Origin of the sequence: Geobacter sp. SVR (genome assembly GCF_016865365.1) — a bacterium.
GTDB lineage: Bacteria > Desulfobacterota > Desulfuromonadia > Geobacterales > Pseudopelobacteraceae > Pelotalea.
The window spans coordinates 780,649-799,170 of the sequence record NZ_AP024469.1 but is presented as its reverse complement, the minus strand read 5'-3'; the positions used below and the strand labels follow the sequence as shown (position 1 = coordinate 799,170).

15 protein-coding genes and 1 pseudogene are annotated in these 18,522 nt (G+C 58.4%); all 16 read left to right on the top strand.

Going from position 1 to position 18,522, the window contains the following annotated elements:
* The first annotated feature begins 25 nt into the window (after nt 1-25).
* The 16 genes and pseudogenes from GSVR_RS03785 (at nt 26) to GSVR_RS03710 (ending at nt 18,456) form a co-directional block, all read left to right on the top strand.
* Nucleotides 26-874 (top strand): epoxyqueuosine reductase, encoded by an 849-nt coding sequence (locus GSVR_RS03785; protein ID WP_173202058.1) that lies wholly within the window; start codon nt 26-28, stop codon nt 872-874.
* A gap of 19 nt (nt 875-893) precedes the next feature.
* Nucleotides 894-1,448 carry a peptide-methionine (R)-S-oxide reductase MsrB gene (gene msrB / locus GSVR_RS03780; protein ID WP_239077450.1) on the top strand — a complete coding sequence of 185 codons (555 nt, stop codon included), beginning with the start codon at nt 894-896 and terminating at the stop codon, nt 1,446-1,448.
* A complete protein-coding gene (locus GSVR_RS03775; protein WP_173202059.1) occupies nt 1,445-2,968 on the top strand; it encodes a mercuric reductase in 1,524 nt (507 codons plus the stop codon). The genes msrB and GSVR_RS03775 overlap by 4 nt, the downstream gene beginning before the upstream one ends.
* Nucleotides 2,969-2,998: 30 nt before the next feature.
* Nucleotides 2,999-3,330, top strand: a pseudogene (locus GSVR_RS03770) (TVP38/TMEM64 family protein); the annotation flags it as partial.
* A 211-nt stretch (nt 3,331-3,541) separates the two neighbouring features.
* Complete coding sequence (locus tag GSVR_RS03765; RefSeq protein WP_239077529.1) at nt 3,542-5,620, top strand: methyl-accepting chemotaxis protein; 2,079 nt, start codon at nt 3,542-3,544, stop codon at nt 5,618-5,620.
* A gap of 76 nt (nt 5,621-5,696) precedes the next feature.
* A complete protein-coding gene (locus tag GSVR_RS03760; protein ID WP_173202060.1) occupies nt 5,697-6,104 on the top strand; it encodes a bacteriohemerythrin in 408 nt (135 codons plus the stop codon).
* A gap of 213 nt (nt 6,105-6,317) precedes the next feature.
* Nucleotides 6,318-8,546 (top strand): Rne/Rng family ribonuclease, encoded by a 2,229-nt coding sequence (locus GSVR_RS03755; RefSeq protein WP_239077449.1) that lies wholly within the window; start codon nt 6,318-6,320, stop codon nt 8,544-8,546.
* Nucleotides 8,547-8,670: 124 nt separating this feature from the next.
* Complete coding sequence (lysS, locus tag GSVR_RS03750) at nt 8,671-10,146, top strand: lysine--tRNA ligase (protein WP_173202061.1); 1,476 nt, start codon at nt 8,671-8,673, stop codon at nt 10,144-10,146.
* Nucleotides 10,147-10,225: 79 nt separating this feature from the next.
* Entirely contained in the window at nt 10,226-11,488 is a 1,263-nt protein-coding gene (locus tag GSVR_RS03745) for a lipoprotein-releasing ABC transporter permease subunit (RefSeq protein WP_173202062.1), read from the top strand.
* Nucleotides 11,481-12,167: an ABC transporter ATP-binding protein gene (locus GSVR_RS03740; RefSeq protein WP_173202063.1), complete on the top strand. Its 687-nt coding sequence runs from the start codon at nt 11,481-11,483 to the stop codon at nt 12,165-12,167. The genes GSVR_RS03745 and GSVR_RS03740 overlap by 8 nt, the downstream gene beginning before the upstream one ends.
* Before the next feature lie 99 nt (nt 12,168-12,266).
* Nucleotides 12,267-14,525 (top strand): outer membrane protein assembly factor BamA, encoded by a 2,259-nt coding sequence (bamA, locus tag GSVR_RS03735; protein ID WP_173202064.1) that lies wholly within the window; start codon nt 12,267-12,269, stop codon nt 14,523-14,525.
* A gap of 29 nt (nt 14,526-14,554) precedes the next feature.
* Nucleotides 14,555-15,070, top strand: a complete 516-nt coding sequence (locus GSVR_RS03730; RefSeq protein ID WP_173202065.1) for an OmpH family outer membrane protein — start codon at nt 14,555-14,557, stop codon at nt 15,068-15,070.
* A 9-nt stretch (nt 15,071-15,079) separates the two neighbouring features.
* On the top strand, nt 15,080-16,120 hold the full coding sequence (gene lpxD / locus GSVR_RS03725) for a UDP-3-O-(3-hydroxymyristoyl)glucosamine N-acyltransferase (RefSeq protein WP_173202066.1): 1,041 nt from the start codon (nt 15,080-15,082) through the stop codon (nt 16,118-16,120).
* Nucleotides 16,121-16,248: 128 nt separating this feature from the next.
* Complete coding sequence (fabZ, locus tag GSVR_RS03720; RefSeq protein ID WP_173202067.1) at nt 16,249-16,692, top strand: 3-hydroxyacyl-ACP dehydratase FabZ; 444 nt, start codon at nt 16,249-16,251, stop codon at nt 16,690-16,692.
* 49 nt (nt 16,693-16,741) lie between these two features.
* A complete protein-coding gene (gene lpxA / locus GSVR_RS03715) occupies nt 16,742-17,521 on the top strand; it encodes an acyl-ACP--UDP-N-acetylglucosamine O-acyltransferase (protein ID WP_173202068.1) in 780 nt (259 codons plus the stop codon).
* Nucleotides 17,518-18,456: a Gfo/Idh/MocA family protein gene (locus GSVR_RS03710; protein WP_173202069.1), complete on the top strand. Its 939-nt coding sequence runs from the start codon at nt 17,518-17,520 to the stop codon at nt 18,454-18,456. The genes lpxA and GSVR_RS03710 overlap by 4 nt, the downstream gene beginning before the upstream one ends.
* Nucleotides 18,457-18,522 lie beyond the last annotated feature (66 nt).

Sequence of the window (18,522 nt, the reverse complement as noted above, 5' to 3'; positions counted from 1 at the left end):
TGCGGGCCGACCCCCGGAGGCAGCCATGGAACAGATCATTCGGGACGAGATCAGCAGATTTATTCGCGAAACCCCTGCCAATCGTTTTCCGGACAGCGATCAACCTTACTTCGATGAACCACTGGTCGCATTTGCCCGCGCCGACAACCCCCTCTTCACCGAATACAAAACCGTGATCGGGCAGTTTCACCTCACCCCGGCCGAACTGGTCGCCGCTTCCTTTCCGGAGGCCCCCTGGCAACCGGCCACCGTCATCTGCTGGGTGTTGCCGATCACCGCTTCCACACGCGCCAGCAACCGCCAACAATCCACATTTCCTTCCCGGCAATGGGCTCTTACCAGATTTTTCGGTGAGCAGGTCAATGTCGCCCTGCGCAGGCACATCACCGCTTGGCTGGAACTGAAGGGACATCGCGCTGCCCCCCCGCAACTGATGCCGGCTTGGCGGGAGGTGGGCGATTCGCCGGCAGGGGTGGCTTCCACCTGGTCGGAACGCCATGCCGCCTATGCCGCCGGGCTGGGCACCTTCAGCCTGAACGATGCCCTGATCACCCCGGTGGGAATCGCCCACCGCCTGGGAAGCGTCATCACCGATCTTGGGCTGCAGCCCTCCCTGCAGACCTATGCCGACCGGCGCGCCAACTGCCTGTTTTACCGGGAAGGAACCTGCGGCGCCTGCATCGGGCGCTGTCCGGTGAAGGCCCTGTCCAGCCAGGGGCACGACAAGCGGCTGTGCCGCGCCTACGTCTACGACACTGTCACGGAAGCCGTTGCCGGAACCTACGGCGTTAGCGCTGCCGGCTGCGGCCTGTGCCAGACCAAAGTACCCTGCGAAGACCGCATTCCTCCCGGCAGAAGCACCCTGTCCGCCTGACTGGCACGAGGAGGTCTCCATGAAAGCCATATTTCGAGCAGTTGTCCTGCTGATAGGCACGGCATTTTTCGCAGCCTGTGACGGACAGGCCACAACACCGGCTGGTGATCACAGCGCGGCCGGCAAGCAGCCTGCCTCCATCAGATTGTATTCGGCTGCCGCGAAAGGATACGTCATGAGCGAGAGAGTGATCAAGAGCGAGGCGGAATGGCGCCAGCAGCTGACGCCCGAGCAGTATCACGTGACCCGGGAAAAGGGGACCGAGCCCGCCTATAGCGGCGCCACCTGGAACAACCACGAAAAAGGCATCTACCGATGCGTCTGCTGCGGCAACGACCTGTACAGCTCGGAACACAAATACGAGTCCGGCACCGGCTGGCCCAGTTTCTGGCAGCCGATCGCTCCGGAGAACGTCACTACACGCCCCGACAACAGCCTGTTCATGAAGCGTACCGAGGTGGTCTGCAGCCGTTGCGACGCGCACCTGGGACACGTCTTCGAGGATGGTCCCAAGCCGACCGGACTGCGCTACTGCATGAATTCGGCCGCCATGACGTTCATCACGTCTCCATGACCAAACCGGTCACCGTCCTCCCCGATTCCGCCGAAAACAGAGAACTGGCCCGGAACGTCCATCCGCCCGACTGGGTCAATCCGCAGCCGGCCGGGCGCTACAATCTGGTGGTGATCGGCGCCGGCACCGCCGGATTGGTCTGCGCCGCCGGGGCCGCCGGCCTGGGGGCCCGAGTGGCCCTGATCGAGAAACACCTGATGGGGGGCGACTGTCTCAATGTTGGCTGCGTTCCCTCCAAGGCGCTCATCCGCGCTGCCAGGGCGTTGTGGGATGCCCGTTCCGGTGCAGGTTTCGGGATTGTCGGCAACGAAGAAGCAGCGATCGACTTCCCGGCGGTCATGCAGCGCATGCGCCGCCTGCGGGCAGATATCAGCCGACATGACTCGGCTGCACGGTTCCGGGACGAACTGGGGGTGGATGTTTATATCGGCGAAGGACGCTTTACCGGCCCCGATTGTGTAGAGGTGGACGGAAAAAGCCTCCTTTTCAGAAAGGCAGCCATCTGCACTGGCGCCCGGGCCGCTGCCCCACCGATCCCCGGCTTGGCCGAAGCCGGCTATTTCACCAATGAGAGCATCTTTTCGCTGACCGAGCTGCCGGCACGGCTGGCGGTAATCGGCGCCGGCCCGCTCGGCTGTGAAATGGCGCAGGCATTTGCCCGTTTCGGCAGCCGGGTCACCCTGTTGGAGCACGGGCATCAGATCCTGGAGCGCGAGGACCCCGATGCCGCACGGATTCTGCATGACACCCTGATTGCCGAAGGGATTGACCTGCAAACCGGGGCCACGATCGAGCGGGTGGAACGGCATGGCCACGAGCGGGTGCTCTCCTTTCGGAGAGATGGCCACTGGCTGGAAACGGCAGTGGATGCGATCCTGGTCGGCGCAGGACGCCGTCCAAATGTGGAAGGGCTCGACCTGGAATCGGCGGGCATTGCCTACGACAAGCGGGGGGTCACGGTCAGCGAAACCCTGATGACCTCCAACTCGAACGTATTCGCTGCCGGCGACATCTGCTTTCCTTTCAAATTCACCCACACCGCCGACGCCCTGGCGCGCATCGTGATTGCCAACGCGCTGTTCAGGGGCAGACAGAAGACCTCGGATCTGACCATCCCCTGGTGTACCTTCACCGATCCGGAAATCGCCCATGTCGGAATGTATGAATGGGATGCGAACAAAAAAGGCCTTGAGATCGCCACCCTGACCGTGCCGTTGACCGAGGTGGACCGGGCTGTGCTGGACGGCGAAACCGGAGGTTTTGCACGGGTGCACCTTCGCAGGGGTACCGACAGGATTCTGGGCGCCACCATCGTTGCACGGCATGCCGGCGAGATGATCAACGAGTTCTCCCTGGCCATCGCCAACGGCCTGGGCCTGCGGTCCATAGCCGCAACAATCCACCCTTATCCGACCCAGGCCGAGGCCATCAAAAAGTTGGCTGACGCCTATAACCGTACCCGCCTGACACCGTTCCCCAGAAGGCTGCTGAGAACATGGCTGCAATGGCAGCGCCGGTAGCTGCCCATCATGATACACGGGATGCTGTCCAGATATGGGCAGCGGCTGGAGGGACTCAATCGCGAGTTGGAGCTCCGCGGAATCAGTTACTGTTATTTCTGCGGCTGGTGCCGCTGTTCCCCTCTCTCCTGATCAACCTGGCCGCCAGCCTGACCCGGCTGCCGCTGCGGACTTTCATGACAGGTACCTTGTTCGGCATCATCCCCGGAGGCTTCGTGTTCGTCGATGCCGGCGCCAGCCTGGCTACAGTTGACTCCTTTTCCGGGATCGCCACGCCGCGCGTCCTCGCCTCATTCGCCTTCCTCAGGCTGTTTGCACTGATACCGGCGCTGTATGCCCAATTCCGAAGAAACATCGACTGATTGAAACCTGCCATACCCCCGCCGATCCCGGCGCCTGTGGCGATAGTGCCAGGGGCGTCCCCACCAGACCGCACATGGCAACATCAGGGACCATGAAATCATTCACAAAAACGTTTTATAATTTTCATGGATGTGATATCTAATTAAAAATTTTGTTGCCCCTCCGGATTGCTCCCCATACTTTCCTTATGAGAGAGGTACCATCGTGAAGATGAAACTGGCGCTGAAGGTGTTCTGCATCATAGGCATTACCTTGTTTCTGGGATTCAGCGTGATGGGCATCTCTTCGCTCTGGCTCGGACTGAAATCGACCATCCGGCAGTACGAAATGTCTTCCAAGGCCCTGGCCTCCGCCATCCGGCAATCGGTCGAAGATCTCATGATGAAAAATGAGACCAGCGCCATTGGCCCCTATGTCGAACAGCTGAAGCACAAGAAGATCGTGCTTGAACTGAAAATTTTCGGTAAGGAGGGCAAACCAGCCGGCGGGCAGGCTCCTGCTGACCCGCTGGTGCTCGAATCGTTCAAGAGCGGCAAGACCATCGACGTCAAAGGCACTGCCAACGGCATCCACACCCTCACCACCGTCATTCCGCTGCCGAACGAGCAGCGCTGCATGCCATGCCACCCCGAAAAAGGCCCCACCGGCGCCATCATGCTGACCACCTCGCTGGAAGAGGGGTATACGGGAGCCAAGCATCTGGCGATCCTGCTGTGCGCCGTGGGTGCCGCCTGTTTCGTGCTGATCGTCGGCACCATGTACCTGTTTTTCAGGCTTACCATCATCAAAAACATCGTCAACGTCTCGGAAAACATTACAGTGCTGTCGCGGGGTGAAGGGGACTTGACGATGCAGCTTCCAGTGACCTCTTCCGACGAAATCGGGACGCTCACCGAAGAGGTCAACAAGCTGGTGGCGAAACTCAGGGATATCATCTCCGAGTTGTATGTCCAGGCCGGCCATGTTGCCATCACCTCCTGCCGCACCATGTCAGGCATTGAACGCTTGGCCGCCACGGTCTTCGAGCAGAAGGAACTGTCGGCTTCAGTGGCCGTTGCCAGTGAGGAGATGTCGGCTACGCTGAACGATGTTGCGGCAACCACAGCCAAGGCATCGTCCCTGTCACGACAGGTCGATGAATCGGCGGTTGAGGGGCGCACGGTCGTCGGTGAAACCGCTGACAGCATCGACCAGATCCGGATCGGGGTTCAAAAAACGCTGGGGGTGATGAGCAGGCTGGAGAAGTCATCGGGGCAGATCGGAGAGATTGTCGGCATGATCGAGGACGTTGCCGACCAGACCAACCTGCTGGCCCTGAATGCGGCCATCGAAGCGGCGCGGGCGGGAGAAGCCGGCCGGGGATTTGCCGTGGTGGCCGACGAGGTAAAAAACCTCTCCGGCAAGACCTCGGCTTCCACCCAGCAGATATCATCGATCATCAAGACCATCCAGAACGATATCCGGGAAGCCATGAGTTCCATAAGCGAGGAACGGGAACGGGTGGAGCACGGCATCGTCAACTCCGGAAGAGCCAGCGAACAGATCGCCACGATCCTCAACCTGGCGTCGGAATCGGCCGGGATGATCAACACCATTGCCGTAGCCACCGAAGAACAGAGCAACACCACCCTGGACATATCCACCAAGATCCATCAGGTCTCCGAGACTGCCAACGAGATCGAACTCCACATGGAAAACGCCAGTGCAACCTTCGGCCAGTTGACCAAGACTGCCGAAAAGATCTACAACACCGTCGGGCGATTCAATGTCGGCAACGAACACGATTCGATCAAGGGACATGCAGTCGAGTTGCGCGATCGCGTGACAGCCGTTCTCGAGCGCGTTCTTGCCGATGGTCGGATCAGCAGGGAAGCGCTCTTCTCGACCGAGTACACCCCCATTCCGAATACGTTTCCTCCCAAATTTTCCACCCGCTTCGACCGGCTGTTCGACGAGATCGTCTCTCCGATCCAGGAGGAAATCGTCACCAAGAACAAGCGCATGTTCTATGCGATCTGCGTGGATCGCTCGGGGTACAATCCGTCGCACAACCTGCGCTATACCCAGCCCCTGACCGGCGACATGATGAAGGACAAGGACGGCAACCGCACCAAGCGCATCTTCAACGACAAGACAGGATTGCGCGCCGCCACCAATCAGGATTCGTTTCTTCTGCAGACCTACCTGCGCGATACCGGTGAAGTCATGAACGACATGTCCACGCCGATCGTAATCGGCGGGCAGCACTGGGGCGCGGTCCGGGTGGGATATCTGGCGGACGGCCAGTAATATCAGAATTGATCATACCTCGCCGTGTCAGGACAAAGACGGTCGCGGCCGGCGAAAATATACAAGGGGGTCAGCAATGGCACTGATGGAATGGGGTCCGACACTGAGTGTGAAGGTAAAAAAGTTCGACGATCAGCACAAAAAATTGGTGGAACTTGTCAATCAACTGCATGATGCCATGAAAGCGGGACAGGGGGACGCCATGCTCGGTCTCGTGCTGCAGTCGCTGATCTCCTATACCGCTACCCATTTCGCGGACGAGGAGAAGGTCATGCAGGTCAACGGGTATCCCGATCTGGCAAAGCACAAGATCGAGCACGAAAAACTGGTCGCACATGTGCTCGAACTGCAGAAAAAGTTTCAATCAGGGGGCGCGGTACTGACACTGAGTGTGATGAGTTTTCTCAAAGACTGGCTGAACACCCACATCCAGGGGAGCGACAAGAAATACGGCGTTTTCCTGAATGCGAAAGGCATATCCTGATTTTCGCCATACTTCCTGGCCTTTCAGAACGCGCCGGATGGCGGTCCGAAAAAGTTCGGACATCCATCCGGCGTTTGCGCGACAGACACCCGAAATCCGCCATTTTCCGTCCCACCTCCCTTTTCCTTGCTTTCAGGGCTGAAATCGATATAATTTGATAGTTTTAAACAGATCGTAAAGATACCGTATTGCGCGAAAGGGCTTATCCAATACATGGCAACCACCAGCAAAAAGATGTTGATCAACGTGATGCACCCCGAGGAGGCGCGGGTCGCCATCGTGCATGACGGCCGTATGATGGAACTGAACATCGAGATCACCGGCCAGGAGCAGACCAAGGGAAATATTTACAAGGGAGTGGTTCTGCGGGTAGAACCTGGCCTGCAGGCAGCCTTCGTTGATATCGGCCGGGCAAAACCGGGATTCCTTCAAATGGGGGAATTGCATCCCGATTTCTGGCAGTGGCGCGACGATGTGCCCGAGGAGCAGCGCAAGCGCCGCCCCCGCATACAGGAAGTGCTGCGCCGGGGCCAGGAGCTGCTGGTACAGGTCGAAAAGGACGAACGCGACCACAAAGGGTCTTCCCTGACCACCTATATCTCTCTGCCGGGGCGCTACATGGTGGTCATGCCGGGCAGCGATTCCCACGGCATCTCCCGTAAGGTGGAGCAGGAGGGAGCCCGCAAGCAGCTGAAGGAAATCGTTGCCGCAATGACCATCCCCGAGAAGGTCGGGTACATCATCCGCACCGAGGCGGTCGGCCGGCCGCAGGAGGAACTCCAGAAGGACCTGGACAACCTGATCGGAATGTACAACACCATCAAGGAAACCGCCGCCGACATCAAGGGAGCCGGCGAGGTTTACCGGGACAGTGGGCTGGTCATCCGCTTCCTGCGCGACTACTTCTCCGACGACATCGATGAAGTGCTGGTGGACAGCAAGGAAGCCTATCGCGAGGCCAAGGAGTTTTTCCGCGAAAACATGCCCAAGTGCGAAAAACGGGTCAAGCTGCACAAGGAAAAGCGGCCGATCTTTTCACGTTATCAACTGGAAGAACAGATTGACCAGATCTATGAGAAACGGGTAGGCCTTCCGTCCGGCGGCTCGCTGATTATCGAACCCACGGAAGCACTGGTCAGCATCGACGTCAACTCGGGCAAGACCAGCGGCGAAAAAGGGGTCGAGGACACCGCCTTCAGGACCAACATGGAAGCGGCCGAAGAGGTGGCACGCCAGCTCCGGCTGCGGGACCTGGGCGGACTGATCGTGATCGATTTCATCGATATGCGCGACCGCAAGCACAATATCGAAGTGGAAAAGACCCTCAAGCAGGCGCTCAAGATGGACAAGGCGCGGGTCAATCTGGGGCGCATCTCGGATTTCGGGCTGATGGAGATGTCCCGACAGCGCATTGCCAAGACCCTCAACGATGCCATCCACCTGGCGTGTCCGCACTGCGAGGGGCGCGGCAAGGTCAAATCGGTCGAGGCTATGGCGCTCTCCTTCCTGCGTAAGGTACACGGAGCCGCAGCCAAGGGGAATATCGCCCGGGTGCAGGGGGGGCTGCCGCTGGAGGTGGCCTATTATCTCCTCAACCGCAAGAAGCGCGAACTGGTCCAGATCGAGAACGACTACGATATCGAGGTGACGGTCAAGGGCAAAACCTCTTTCCTGCTCAACCAGGTGGAACTGGAGGTCTTCAAGCGCGAAAAGCAGCTGATCGAGGAAATTCCGGTCCTTGAAGCGAAAGAGGAAAAGCCCACGGCACCGGCAGTGAGCTCCGAAATCGCCGAAGAGCAGGCCGGCGAGACACCGCAGCCCCATGAGCCCCTTCCGGCGGAAGGGGGCAAAAAGCGCAAGCGCCGCCGCAAGAAGAAAAAGGGCTCTGCCGAGCAGGCCATACAGGCCGATCATCCGGCCGAGCTCCCGGCAGAGGAGCAGACCGAACCGGTTTCAGAACCGCCCCATGAGCCGGAGACAGCCATTGGCGAAGCCGGCGAGGGGGAAACTGCCGCGAAACCCAAGAAGCGCAGGCGCCGCAGGGGGCGCAAGGGCGCCCATGCGCCAGAGGAGTCCCTGCCGACCACAGCTGCGGAGACGACTGTCGAACCGGCAGCAGCGCCACAACCGACCGCAGTGCCACAGTCGGCCCCAGCCCCTGAACAGGTGGCGGAACCTGAAACACCTGCCGAAAAACCGAAAAAGGCGAGAGCACCGCGCAAAAAGAAAGCAGCACCCGAAGCAGCGGCCCCACCCATCGAGTCCCCTGCGCCGCCGGCACCAGCGGAACCGAAGCCGGCGGCGCCCGCGGCACCGAAACCGCGCCGGCGGAAAGCACCGAAAGAAGCCGAGCCGGGCGCTGTCCCTCCAGCAGAGCCGTCCGAGCAACCGGAACCGGTCAAGCGAACGCGCCGCAAGAAAAAGGACACCGAAAATCAATGAATTAAGCGGGGGGCGCCCATTCCGGTCGCCCCCCCTTTTTTACTTGACGAAGAGTCCTTACGGCGATATTTTTACCAGTCTTTCCTACACTCACACTACGTTGCCGAGAAAGGCCCCGAGACGAATGGAAGAATTAAGCGAATTGCTTCTGCAGAGACGACGCAAGGTGGATAGCCTCTGGGAGGCAGGTATCAATCCCTACCCCAATGATTTCAGGCAGCTGCACACCTCGGCTGATGTGATCGCCGCCTATGGCGACAAGGAAACCATCGAAGCGGACTCCGAAAAGTTTGTCGTTGCCGGCCGTATCCTGGCTCGGCGTTCTTTTGGCAGGGCAGCCTTCATTCAGCTCCAGGACCGCAAGGGCCGGATACAACTCTACGTCAAGAAGGACGAGATCGGTGAGGAGGCTTTCGATAATTTCGAATCCTTCGATATCGGCGACATCGTCGGGGCCGAAGGGTTTCCCTTCCGCACCAAGACCGGCGAATTGTCACTGCATGCCCGCAGCATCCGCCTGCTGGTCAAGTCGCTGCACCCCCTGCCCGAGAAATTTCACGGTCTGACCGACGTCGAAACCCGCTACCGCCAGCGCTATGTGGACCTGATCGTCAATCCTGAATCCCGCGAGATTTTCATCAAGCGCTCGCGCATCGTCAATCTGATTCGGGCCTTCATGACCGGACGGGATTTCCTGGAAGTGGAAACCCCCATGATGCAGCAGATTCCCGGAGGCGCCACCGCCAGGCCGTTCATAACCCACCACAACGCACTGGACATGGAGCTGTACCTGCGCATCGCTCCCGAACTGTACCTGAAGCGCCTGGTGGTCGGCGGCCTGGAGCGGGTATTCGAGATCAACCGCAACTTCAGGAACGAGGGGATCTCGGTGCGCCACAACCCCGAGTTCACCATGATGGAGTTCTACCAGGCCTATGCCACCTATGAAGACCTGATGAACCTGACCGAGGAGCTCTTCTGCCACGTTGCCCAGGAGGTGCTCGGTACGCTCGACTTCAGCTACCAGGGACTCCCGATCAGTTTCCAGCGTCCCTGGAAACGCCTGACCGTGCGTGAGGCGATCCTGGAGTACGGCGACATCGAACCGCGCCAGCTCGACGACCGCGAACTGGCTCTGGCCTATGGCCGCAGTATTGGACTGGACCTTCCTTCGGACATCGGATACGGCAAACTTTTGATGGAGATATTCGAAGAGGTAGCCGAGCACAAACTGATTCAGCCGACCTTCATCACCGCCTACCCGACCGAGGTATCACCCCTGTCGCGTAAAAACGACCATAATCCCGATATCGTGGATCGCTTCGAACTGATCATCGGCGGCCGCGAGATCGCCAATGCATTTTCTGAGCTGAACGACCCGGTCGATCAGAAAGAGCGCTTCCTCTCCCAGGTAGCCGAAAAGGACAAGGGGGATGAAGAGGCCCATTACATGGATGAGGATTACGTGCGTGCCCTGGAATACGGCCTGCCCCCCACCGCGGGCGAAGGCATCGGCATCGACCGCCTGGTGATGCTGCTGACCGATTCCGCCTCGATCCGTGACGTGATCCTGTTTCCGCAACTGCGAAAGGAAAAGTAGGGGCTGGTAATTGGGGGCTGGTGATTGGCAGAAGCTTTTACCAGTCCCTAGCCCCCAATCACCAGTCCCCGAATTTGAAATGCCATTTGAATTGTTCATAGGCCTGCGTTACCTGAAGGCAAAACGGAAATCGACCTTCATATCGATCATCACTTTTATTTCCACCGCCGGAGTGACGTTGGGGGTCATGGCGCTGATCGTGGTGCTGGCCGTCATGACCGGGTTCGAAGAGGATCTCAAGGAAAAGATCCTGGGGACCAATGCCCATGTGGTTGTTGTCCGCAACGGCGCGCCGATGAGCGACTACCCCCGGATCATGGAGAAACTCAAGGCTCTGCCGGGTGTCGTCGCGGCCACGCCTTTCATTTACAACCAGGTTATGCTATCTTCCGGCACAAATGTCTCCGGCGTGGTACTGCGGGGGATCGATGTCCAGACCGACCGTCAGGTGACCAGGCTCAGCAACTCGCTGGTCGACGGAACCATGGAAAGTCTCAAGCCGGGTGCATCTACCGGCCCTGGCGAACTGCCGGGTCTTATGGTGGGCAAGGAACTGGCCAAGCACCTCCACCTGTATGTGGGCGATAAGATCAACGTCATTTCACCGATGGGCACCATCACCCCCCTCGGGATGATGCCCAAGATGAAACCCTTCCGGGTGACCGGCATCTTCAACACCGGCATGTTCGAGTACGATTCCACCCTGGCCTACGTCAGCATCTCCCAGGCCCAGACATTTTTCGACCTTGACGACACCGTCACCGGAATTCAGCTGAAAGCTGCCGACGTCTATCGCACCGGCGAATTGGCGCGCACCATCAACCATACGCTGGGGCCCGATTATTCCGCCCGCGACTGGATGCAGATGAACCGGAACATCCTGTTCGCTCTCAAAACCGAAAAGATCGTCATGTTCATCATCCTGACCCTGATCGTGCTGGTGGCAGCCTTCGGCATCGCCTCGACCCTGTTTATGGTGGTGATGGAAAAAACCCGGGATATCGCCATACTCAAGTCGATGGGGGCCAGCGGCGGCAGCATCATGAAGATATTCGTGCTGGAGGGATTGATAATCGGCGTGGTCGGCACCATCCTGGGGGTCGTTTCAGGGCTACTGATATCGCTCAACCTGGAACCGATCATCGATGTGATCCAGAAGGTGACCGGTCAGAATTTTTTCAGCAAGGACATCTACTACCTGGACCATTTCCCTTCACTGGTCATCCCTTCCGATGTGGTGCTCATCTCGATCACAGCCGTGCTGATCTCCTTTCTCGCCACCCTCTATCCCTCCTGGCAAGCCTCCAGGATGTTGCCGGCAGAGGCCCTGCGCTATGAGTAACCTGCTGGAAGCGAGAGCCCTCGGCAAGACCTACCTCAGGGGCCACAACAGGATCGAGGTCTTGAAAGGCATTGACCTGGACCTGCAGCAGGGCACCACCACCGCCCTGATTGGCGCGTCGGGCGCGGGCAAAAGTACGCTGCTGCAACTGCTGGGGGCACTTGATCGCCCATCCGAGGGAACGGTCCTTTTCCGAGGCGAAAACCTCTTCAGTAAAAACGATCATGATCTGGCGCTATTCCGCAATAAGAGCATCGGGTTCGTCTTTCAGTTCCACCACCTGCTGCCGGAGTTCACTGCCCTCGAAAATGTTATGATGCCGGCCTTGATCGCCAGGACACCCCGTGCCCAGGCTGCGGCCGCTGCCGCGGAGCTCCTGTCGGACGTCGGATTGTCCCACCGCTTGAGCCACCGTCCCGGAGAACTGTCCGGCGGGGAACAACAGCGTGTTGCCATTGCCCGGGCACTGGCTTTGTCGCCGGAGATGCTTCTGGCAGACGAACCGACCGGCAATCTCGACATGAAGACCAGCGAAGGGATTCATGCTCTGTTGGACGAACTGCAGCAAAAACGGGGCTTGACCATGATCGTCGTTACCCACAACGAACGGCTGGCTGCCGCCATGGGACGGACGATCCGGCTGGTTGACGGCGCATTGGAGTCTGATTTCCGATTGTGATGCAATCCCCTTTTTAGGTTTACTATTTTCAGCATATTCGAGGGAAGCGTGCCCATTTCAAGGCTAGTCGTTTTGGTTGCATTTGCACTGCAGGTTTTCATGATGGGTGCAGCATATGCTGAAGGCGAAAAAATCACCGATATTCGCGTCAAGGGCAACCGGCGCATAGAGGCCGCCGTCATATTGAACGTGCTGACGCTCAAGCCCGGCGACAGCCTGTACAGCGATAAGACCGATGCCGATCTGCGTGCCATTTACCGACTGGGGCATTTCCAGGATGTACAGGTATCGACCGAGGAAACCGCCCAGGGAGTCGTGCTGATCTATACCGTGCAGGAAAAACCGGTGGTACGGGATATCAGGTTCGAGGGCAACAAGGAACTGAAGGCCGACAAGCTCAAGGAAGGAATGGAACTCAGACAGAATTCCGTCTTTTCCACCAAGGACCTGGACAGAAGCGTTGCCAGGATCAAGAAGCTCTATGCTGACGAAGGGTTTTATCTGGTGGAAGTCTCACCGGTGATCGAGAAACAGAACGCGGGCGAACTTGCCGTTACTTTCAAAATAAATGAAGGGAAAAAGATCCTGATCCGCTCGATCCGTTTTGACGGCAATCAGGCCTTTTCGGACAGCAAATTGCGCGGTGTGATGGAAACCAAGGAGAAGTGGTTTCTTTCGTGGCTGACCGGCGCCGGCACCTATAAGGAAGAGGTGCTTAAAAACGATGCCCTGCTCATTGCCGACCACTACCTGAACAACGGCTACGTCAATATCAAGGTGGGCGAGCCGGTCGTAAAAATGAACGAGGCCAAGGATGCCCTGGAGGTAACCGTCGGCATAACCGAGGGTGACCAGTACCGCGTCGGTGAAATCGATTTCAAAGGCGAGCTGCTGGAGCCGGCTTCAGAACTGCGCAAGAAGCTCAAGGTCGAGCAGGGCGAAGTTTTCAGCCGGGCTGTTCTGCGAGCCGACATCTCCACCCTGACCGATGTCTACGGCGACAAAGGCTATGCCTTTGCCAACGTAAATCCGGTCACCAAGATCGAGGCTGACAAAAAAATCATAGATCTGACCTTTGATATGGAAAAGGGTCAACGGGTCCATATCGAGAGAATCGCCATCGCCGGCAATCCCAAAACCCGCGACAAGGTCATCCGCCGCGAGCTGCGCGTAACCGAGGGAGAGACATACAGCGCCACCGGCATGAAACGCAGCAAGCAGAACCTGATGAACCTCGGCTTCTTTGAGGAGGCCAACGTGGCTACGGCCAAGGGAAGCGCCAGCGACAAGCTGAACGTTACGGTGGATGTCAAGGAGAAGCCGACCGGCACCTTCAGCATCGGCGGCGGCTACAGCTCCCTGGACGGCCTTATCGGGCAGGGCTCGGTCCAGCAGGCCAACTTCCTCGGGCTGGGACTCAGGGCCAATGTTTCCGCCTCCATCGGCGGCAAATCCCAGACCTATTCGCTGGGCATAGCCGATCCGCACTTCATGGATACCAAGTGGAACCTGGGAATGGATATCTACCGCTCGGAGCGCGACTACATCGACTACAGCCGCCGGCTGACCGGTGGCGACATCAAGGCGGGCTACCCCATCAACGACTTCATCGGTACCTTTTTCCTGTACAAATACGAGATCAAGGATATCTTCAATCCGATCGTGGCATATCAAACCCTCAACACCCAGGACCCGGTCACCTACCCGCTCGGCACCACGACCACCAGCTCGATCCTCGGCAGCATTACCCGCAACGTCACCGACTACCGGCTCGACCCGACCACCGGCATGATCAACTCGTTTTCCGCGGAGTTCGCAGGTCTAGGGGGTAACAACAAGTTTGCGCGCTATGTCACCGACCACACGTGGTTCCACCCTCTCACCAAAAAGGTGGTGTTTTCCACCAAGCTGACCCTGGGATACATCCAGGCAGTCGGCAGCTCGCCGGTGCCGATCGACGAGAAATTCTACCTGGGGGGCATTTTCTCCTTGCGCGGCTACAAGGCCCGCACGGTATCTCCCGTAAAAATCCAGCCATCTACCTTGGGCACCGCCCAGACAATCAGCGACGAGAAAGTCTACCTGGGTGGTAACAAAGAGGCCTTCGGCAACGTCGAGCTGACCTTCCCCCTGCTGTCCGAGTTCGGGCTGAAAGGGGTCGCCTTTTTCGATTACGGTAATTCCTACGGCTACGGGCAGAACATGTTCAGCTCCATTTTGATGAGCTATGGCGGCGGTATCCGCTGGGCCTCCCCCATCGGTCCGCTGCGTCTCGAGTACGGCATTCCGGTCAACCCGCGCAACGGTATCGACAGCAATAGCGGCAGGCTGGAATTTTCCATCGGCAGCATGTTTTAGAAATCAATTTCCATACAAGGAGAAACCACATGAAACGTATCCTGTTAACGGCACTACTGCTTAGCTGCATGGCTGCGGGCACTGTTTTTGCCGCGGACGGCAAAATCGGCTACATCGACATGCAGCGGGCGATCAATACCTCGGAAGCGGGCAAAGAGGCCAAGGAGCAACTGGCAGCCCGCCTGAAGAAGTATCAGGACGAAATAAACGTTCGTCAGGACGACCTGAAGCGTCTGAAGGAGGAGCTTGAAAAACAGGGCGTGCTGCTGTCAGAGACGGCCCGGGCCTCCAAGGAGAAGGATTACCAGCAGAAGCTGAAAGAGTTCCAGCGTTTCACCAAGGATGCCCAGGACGAGCTGCAAGGCAAGGACGAGGAATATACCCGCAAGATCCTGGAAGCGATGGAAAAGGTCATTCAGGAGTTCGGTCGCAACAACGGCTATACCTTCATTTTTGTGAAGAACGAAGGCATGCTGTATGCCGACGATAAGGCCGATCTGACCAATGAAGTGCTGAAATTGTTCAATGCCAGCCGGAAAAAATAGGCCGAGCCGATGACTGAAGCCAAAACGCTCAAGGAACTGGCAGACTATCTGGGTGGGACTGTCAGAGGGGATGAAGGCTGCCAGGTCAACGGCCTGGCTCCGCTCGACATGGCCGGACCGGACAAGGTCACCTTTCTGGCCAATCCGAAATACGCCTCAAAAGTGGCAGAAACCCAGGCCGGCGCGGTGCTGATGGCGCCGGGGGGCGAAGCTTACGGCCGCAACGTGATCGAAGTATCCAATCCCTACCTGGCCTTTGCCAAGCTGTTGAACCTGTTTTACGTGCAGGTGCCAGCGCCGCTGGGAATTTTGCCCGGTGCCAGCGTCGCCGCTTCGGCCACGCTCGGCAGTGGCATAACGGTCCATCCGGGTGCCGTGATCGGCGAGCAGGTTACCATCGGCAACGGTTGCATCATCCACCCCGGGGCGGTCGTCTATGCCGGCGTCAGTATCGGGGCAGGGACCGTCATCCATGCCAACGCCGTCATCCGCGAACGCTGCCGCATCGGCAACCGTTGTGTCATCCAGCCGGGGGCGGTGATCGGCAGCGACGGATTCGGCTATGCCCCCGACGGGAACCATTACTATCCGATTCCCCAGATCGGCATTGTCGTGCTTGAGGACGATGTCGAGATCGGCGCCAACACCTGCATCGATCGGGCAGCATTGGAGGTCACGTTGATCAGGCGCGGGACGAAACTGGACAACTTGGTACAGGTCGCCCATAACTGCCAGATCGGCGAGGACTGCATGATCGTCTCCCAGGTAGGGATCTCGGGCAGCACCAGAATCGGCAACCATGTCACCCTGGCGGGCCAGGTAGGAGTGGCCGGTCACCTCAGCATTGGTGACAATGTCATGGTAGGTGCCCAGTCGGGCATTCCCGGTTCCTTGCCTGCCAATGCCGGTTACAGCGGCACTCCGGCCATGCCCCACAAGGAATGGCTCAAGGCCATGGCGATCGTGCCGAAGCTTCCGGAACTGCGCAAAAGCATCACAGCACTGGAGAAAAGGATCATAGAGCTGGAGGAACAGATCCGGCCAGCCTGAAGTAGCACCATGGCCGATATCGCTTACGGAGCCCCTCTTCCTGTTCTTCCGTGCATCCGTAAAGCTTGTCTTTATCCTGTTCCGTATATTACACTCGTATCCAATTTGAATTCAAATGAGGTGGGACAATGGTAATGGATGTCAATGAAATCATGAAGATACTGCCCCATCGGTATCCGTTCCTGATGGTTGATCGCATCATTGAACTGGAACACGGCACACGTTGCGTGGGACTCAAAAATGTCAGCATCAACGAGCCTTTCTTCCAGGGGCATTTTCCGCAGCATCCGGTCATGCCGGGCGTGCTGATCGTGGAGGCCATGGCACAGGTGGCCGGCATCATGGCCTACCTGGCATCGGATGATGAAACCAGGAAAAAAGTGAGCTATTTCATGTCCATCGACAACGCAAAATTCAGAAAGCCGGTTTTCCCCGGCGATCAGCTGCGCATCGAGGTCGAAACGACCTTCAACCGCCGTGGCATCTGGGGGGTTAACGGCAAGGCATTCGTCGGCACTACCCTGGTTACCGAGGCGGCCTTGAAGGCCACCTTCGCCGACGCAGCCGCTTAACTCACATGTTTGCCGCGGCGCATTGTTGCGTCGCCGTCAGGAGAACACCATGATTCATCCCAGTGCAATTATCGACCAGAGCGCAGAACTGGCTGCCGGGGTCGAGATAGGTCCCTATGCGATCATCGGCAAGCAGGTCACGATCGGCGCGGGCACGAAAATCGGTGCCCACGCCGTGATCGGCGACTGGACCGCGATCGGCGAAAATAACCAGATCTTCCATCAGTCCTCGGTGGGCGCCCCCCCCCAGGATCTGAAGTATCGCGGCGAGGAGACCTGGACCCACTTGGGAGACAATAACGTGGTGCGCGAGTTTGCCACCATTCATCGCGGCACGGTTACCGGCCACGGCAAGACGGTAGTCGGCAGCGGCAATCTCTTCATGGCCTATTCCCATATCGCGCACGACTGCTGTATCGGCAACAACGTTGTCATGGCCAATGTCGCCACCCTGGCCGGGCATGTGACCGTCCAGGATCATGTCATTCTGGGGGGCCTTGTAGCCGTACACCAGTTTTCAACCATCGGAGCCCATGCCATGATCGGTGGCGGCACTTTGGTCGGCCTGGACATCCTCCCCTACACCATCGCCACTTCCGGAAAACGGGATGCACAGTTGCGCGGCCTGAACCTGATCGGCCTGAAGCGGCGCGGCTTCTCGGATGAAACCATCAACAGCCTCAAAAAAGCCTACAAAACCCTGTTCATGGCTGATCTGAAACTCGAAGAGGCGGTTGCCCGCATCAGGAGCGAACTCGGCGGCTGCCCCGAAGTCGACTACCTGCTGGCGTTCATCGAGAACTCCAAGCGTGGAATCTGCCGCGGATGAGCGCCCTCAGGACAGCCGTCATCGGCGTAGGGTATCTGGGAAACTTCCACGCGCAGAAGTACGCCTCGCTATCCGATGTGGAACTGGTGGGGGTCGTTGACAGCAACCCCGCCCGTGCCGCAGAGATCGCAGCAGCGCTGGGAACCACCCCCTTCAGCGACTACCGGGAACTGATCGGCCGCGTAGATGCCGTCAGTATCGTGGTTCCGACCCAGCATCACCATGAGGTGGCCCGGGATTTCCTGGCAGCCGGCGTTCATGTCCTGATCGAGAAGCCGATCACCGTCACAATCGAAGAGGCGGATGACCTGATCACCCTGGCGGAACAGCACCGGGCCGTATTCCAGGTCGGACACCTGGAGCGCTTCAATCCGGTACTGATGGCCCTGGACGGTGTCCTGCAGCAGCCGCTCTTCATCGAGTCGGTACGCATCGCGCCCTTCAAGCCCCGCGGCACCGACGTCAATGTCGTGCTCGATTTGATGATCCACGACATCGACATCATCCAGCATATCGTCAAGTCACCGGTCGAGCGCATCGATGCCATCGGATCGCCGGTCTTCACTGGTGAAGAGGACATCGCCAATGCCCGCATCCTCTTCAAAAACGGCTGCGTGGCCAATGTCACCGCCAGCCGCATCAGCCTCAAAAGCGAACGCAAAATGCGTATTTTTCAGCGCGACGCCTACATCACCCTCGATTTCCAGAATCGCAAACTGCTTGTGGCCCGCAAGGGAAATGGCGAGCTGTTCCCCGGCGTACCCAACGTGAAGGTTGACGAGCGTGAGCTGGGCGAAGCCGATGCACTGCGGAGCGAGATCGAATCATTCATCGCTGCCGTACGCACCGGCAATCCGCCCGAGGTAAGCGGCCACGACGGCCGCATGGCGCTGGAAACCGCGCTCAAGATCAATCAGGCCCTGGGGCGGAAATAACAGAAAAACAGGTTGAGGTTAAGGTTGAGGATAAATGAGAGTCCTTAACCTCAACCTCAGCCTCAA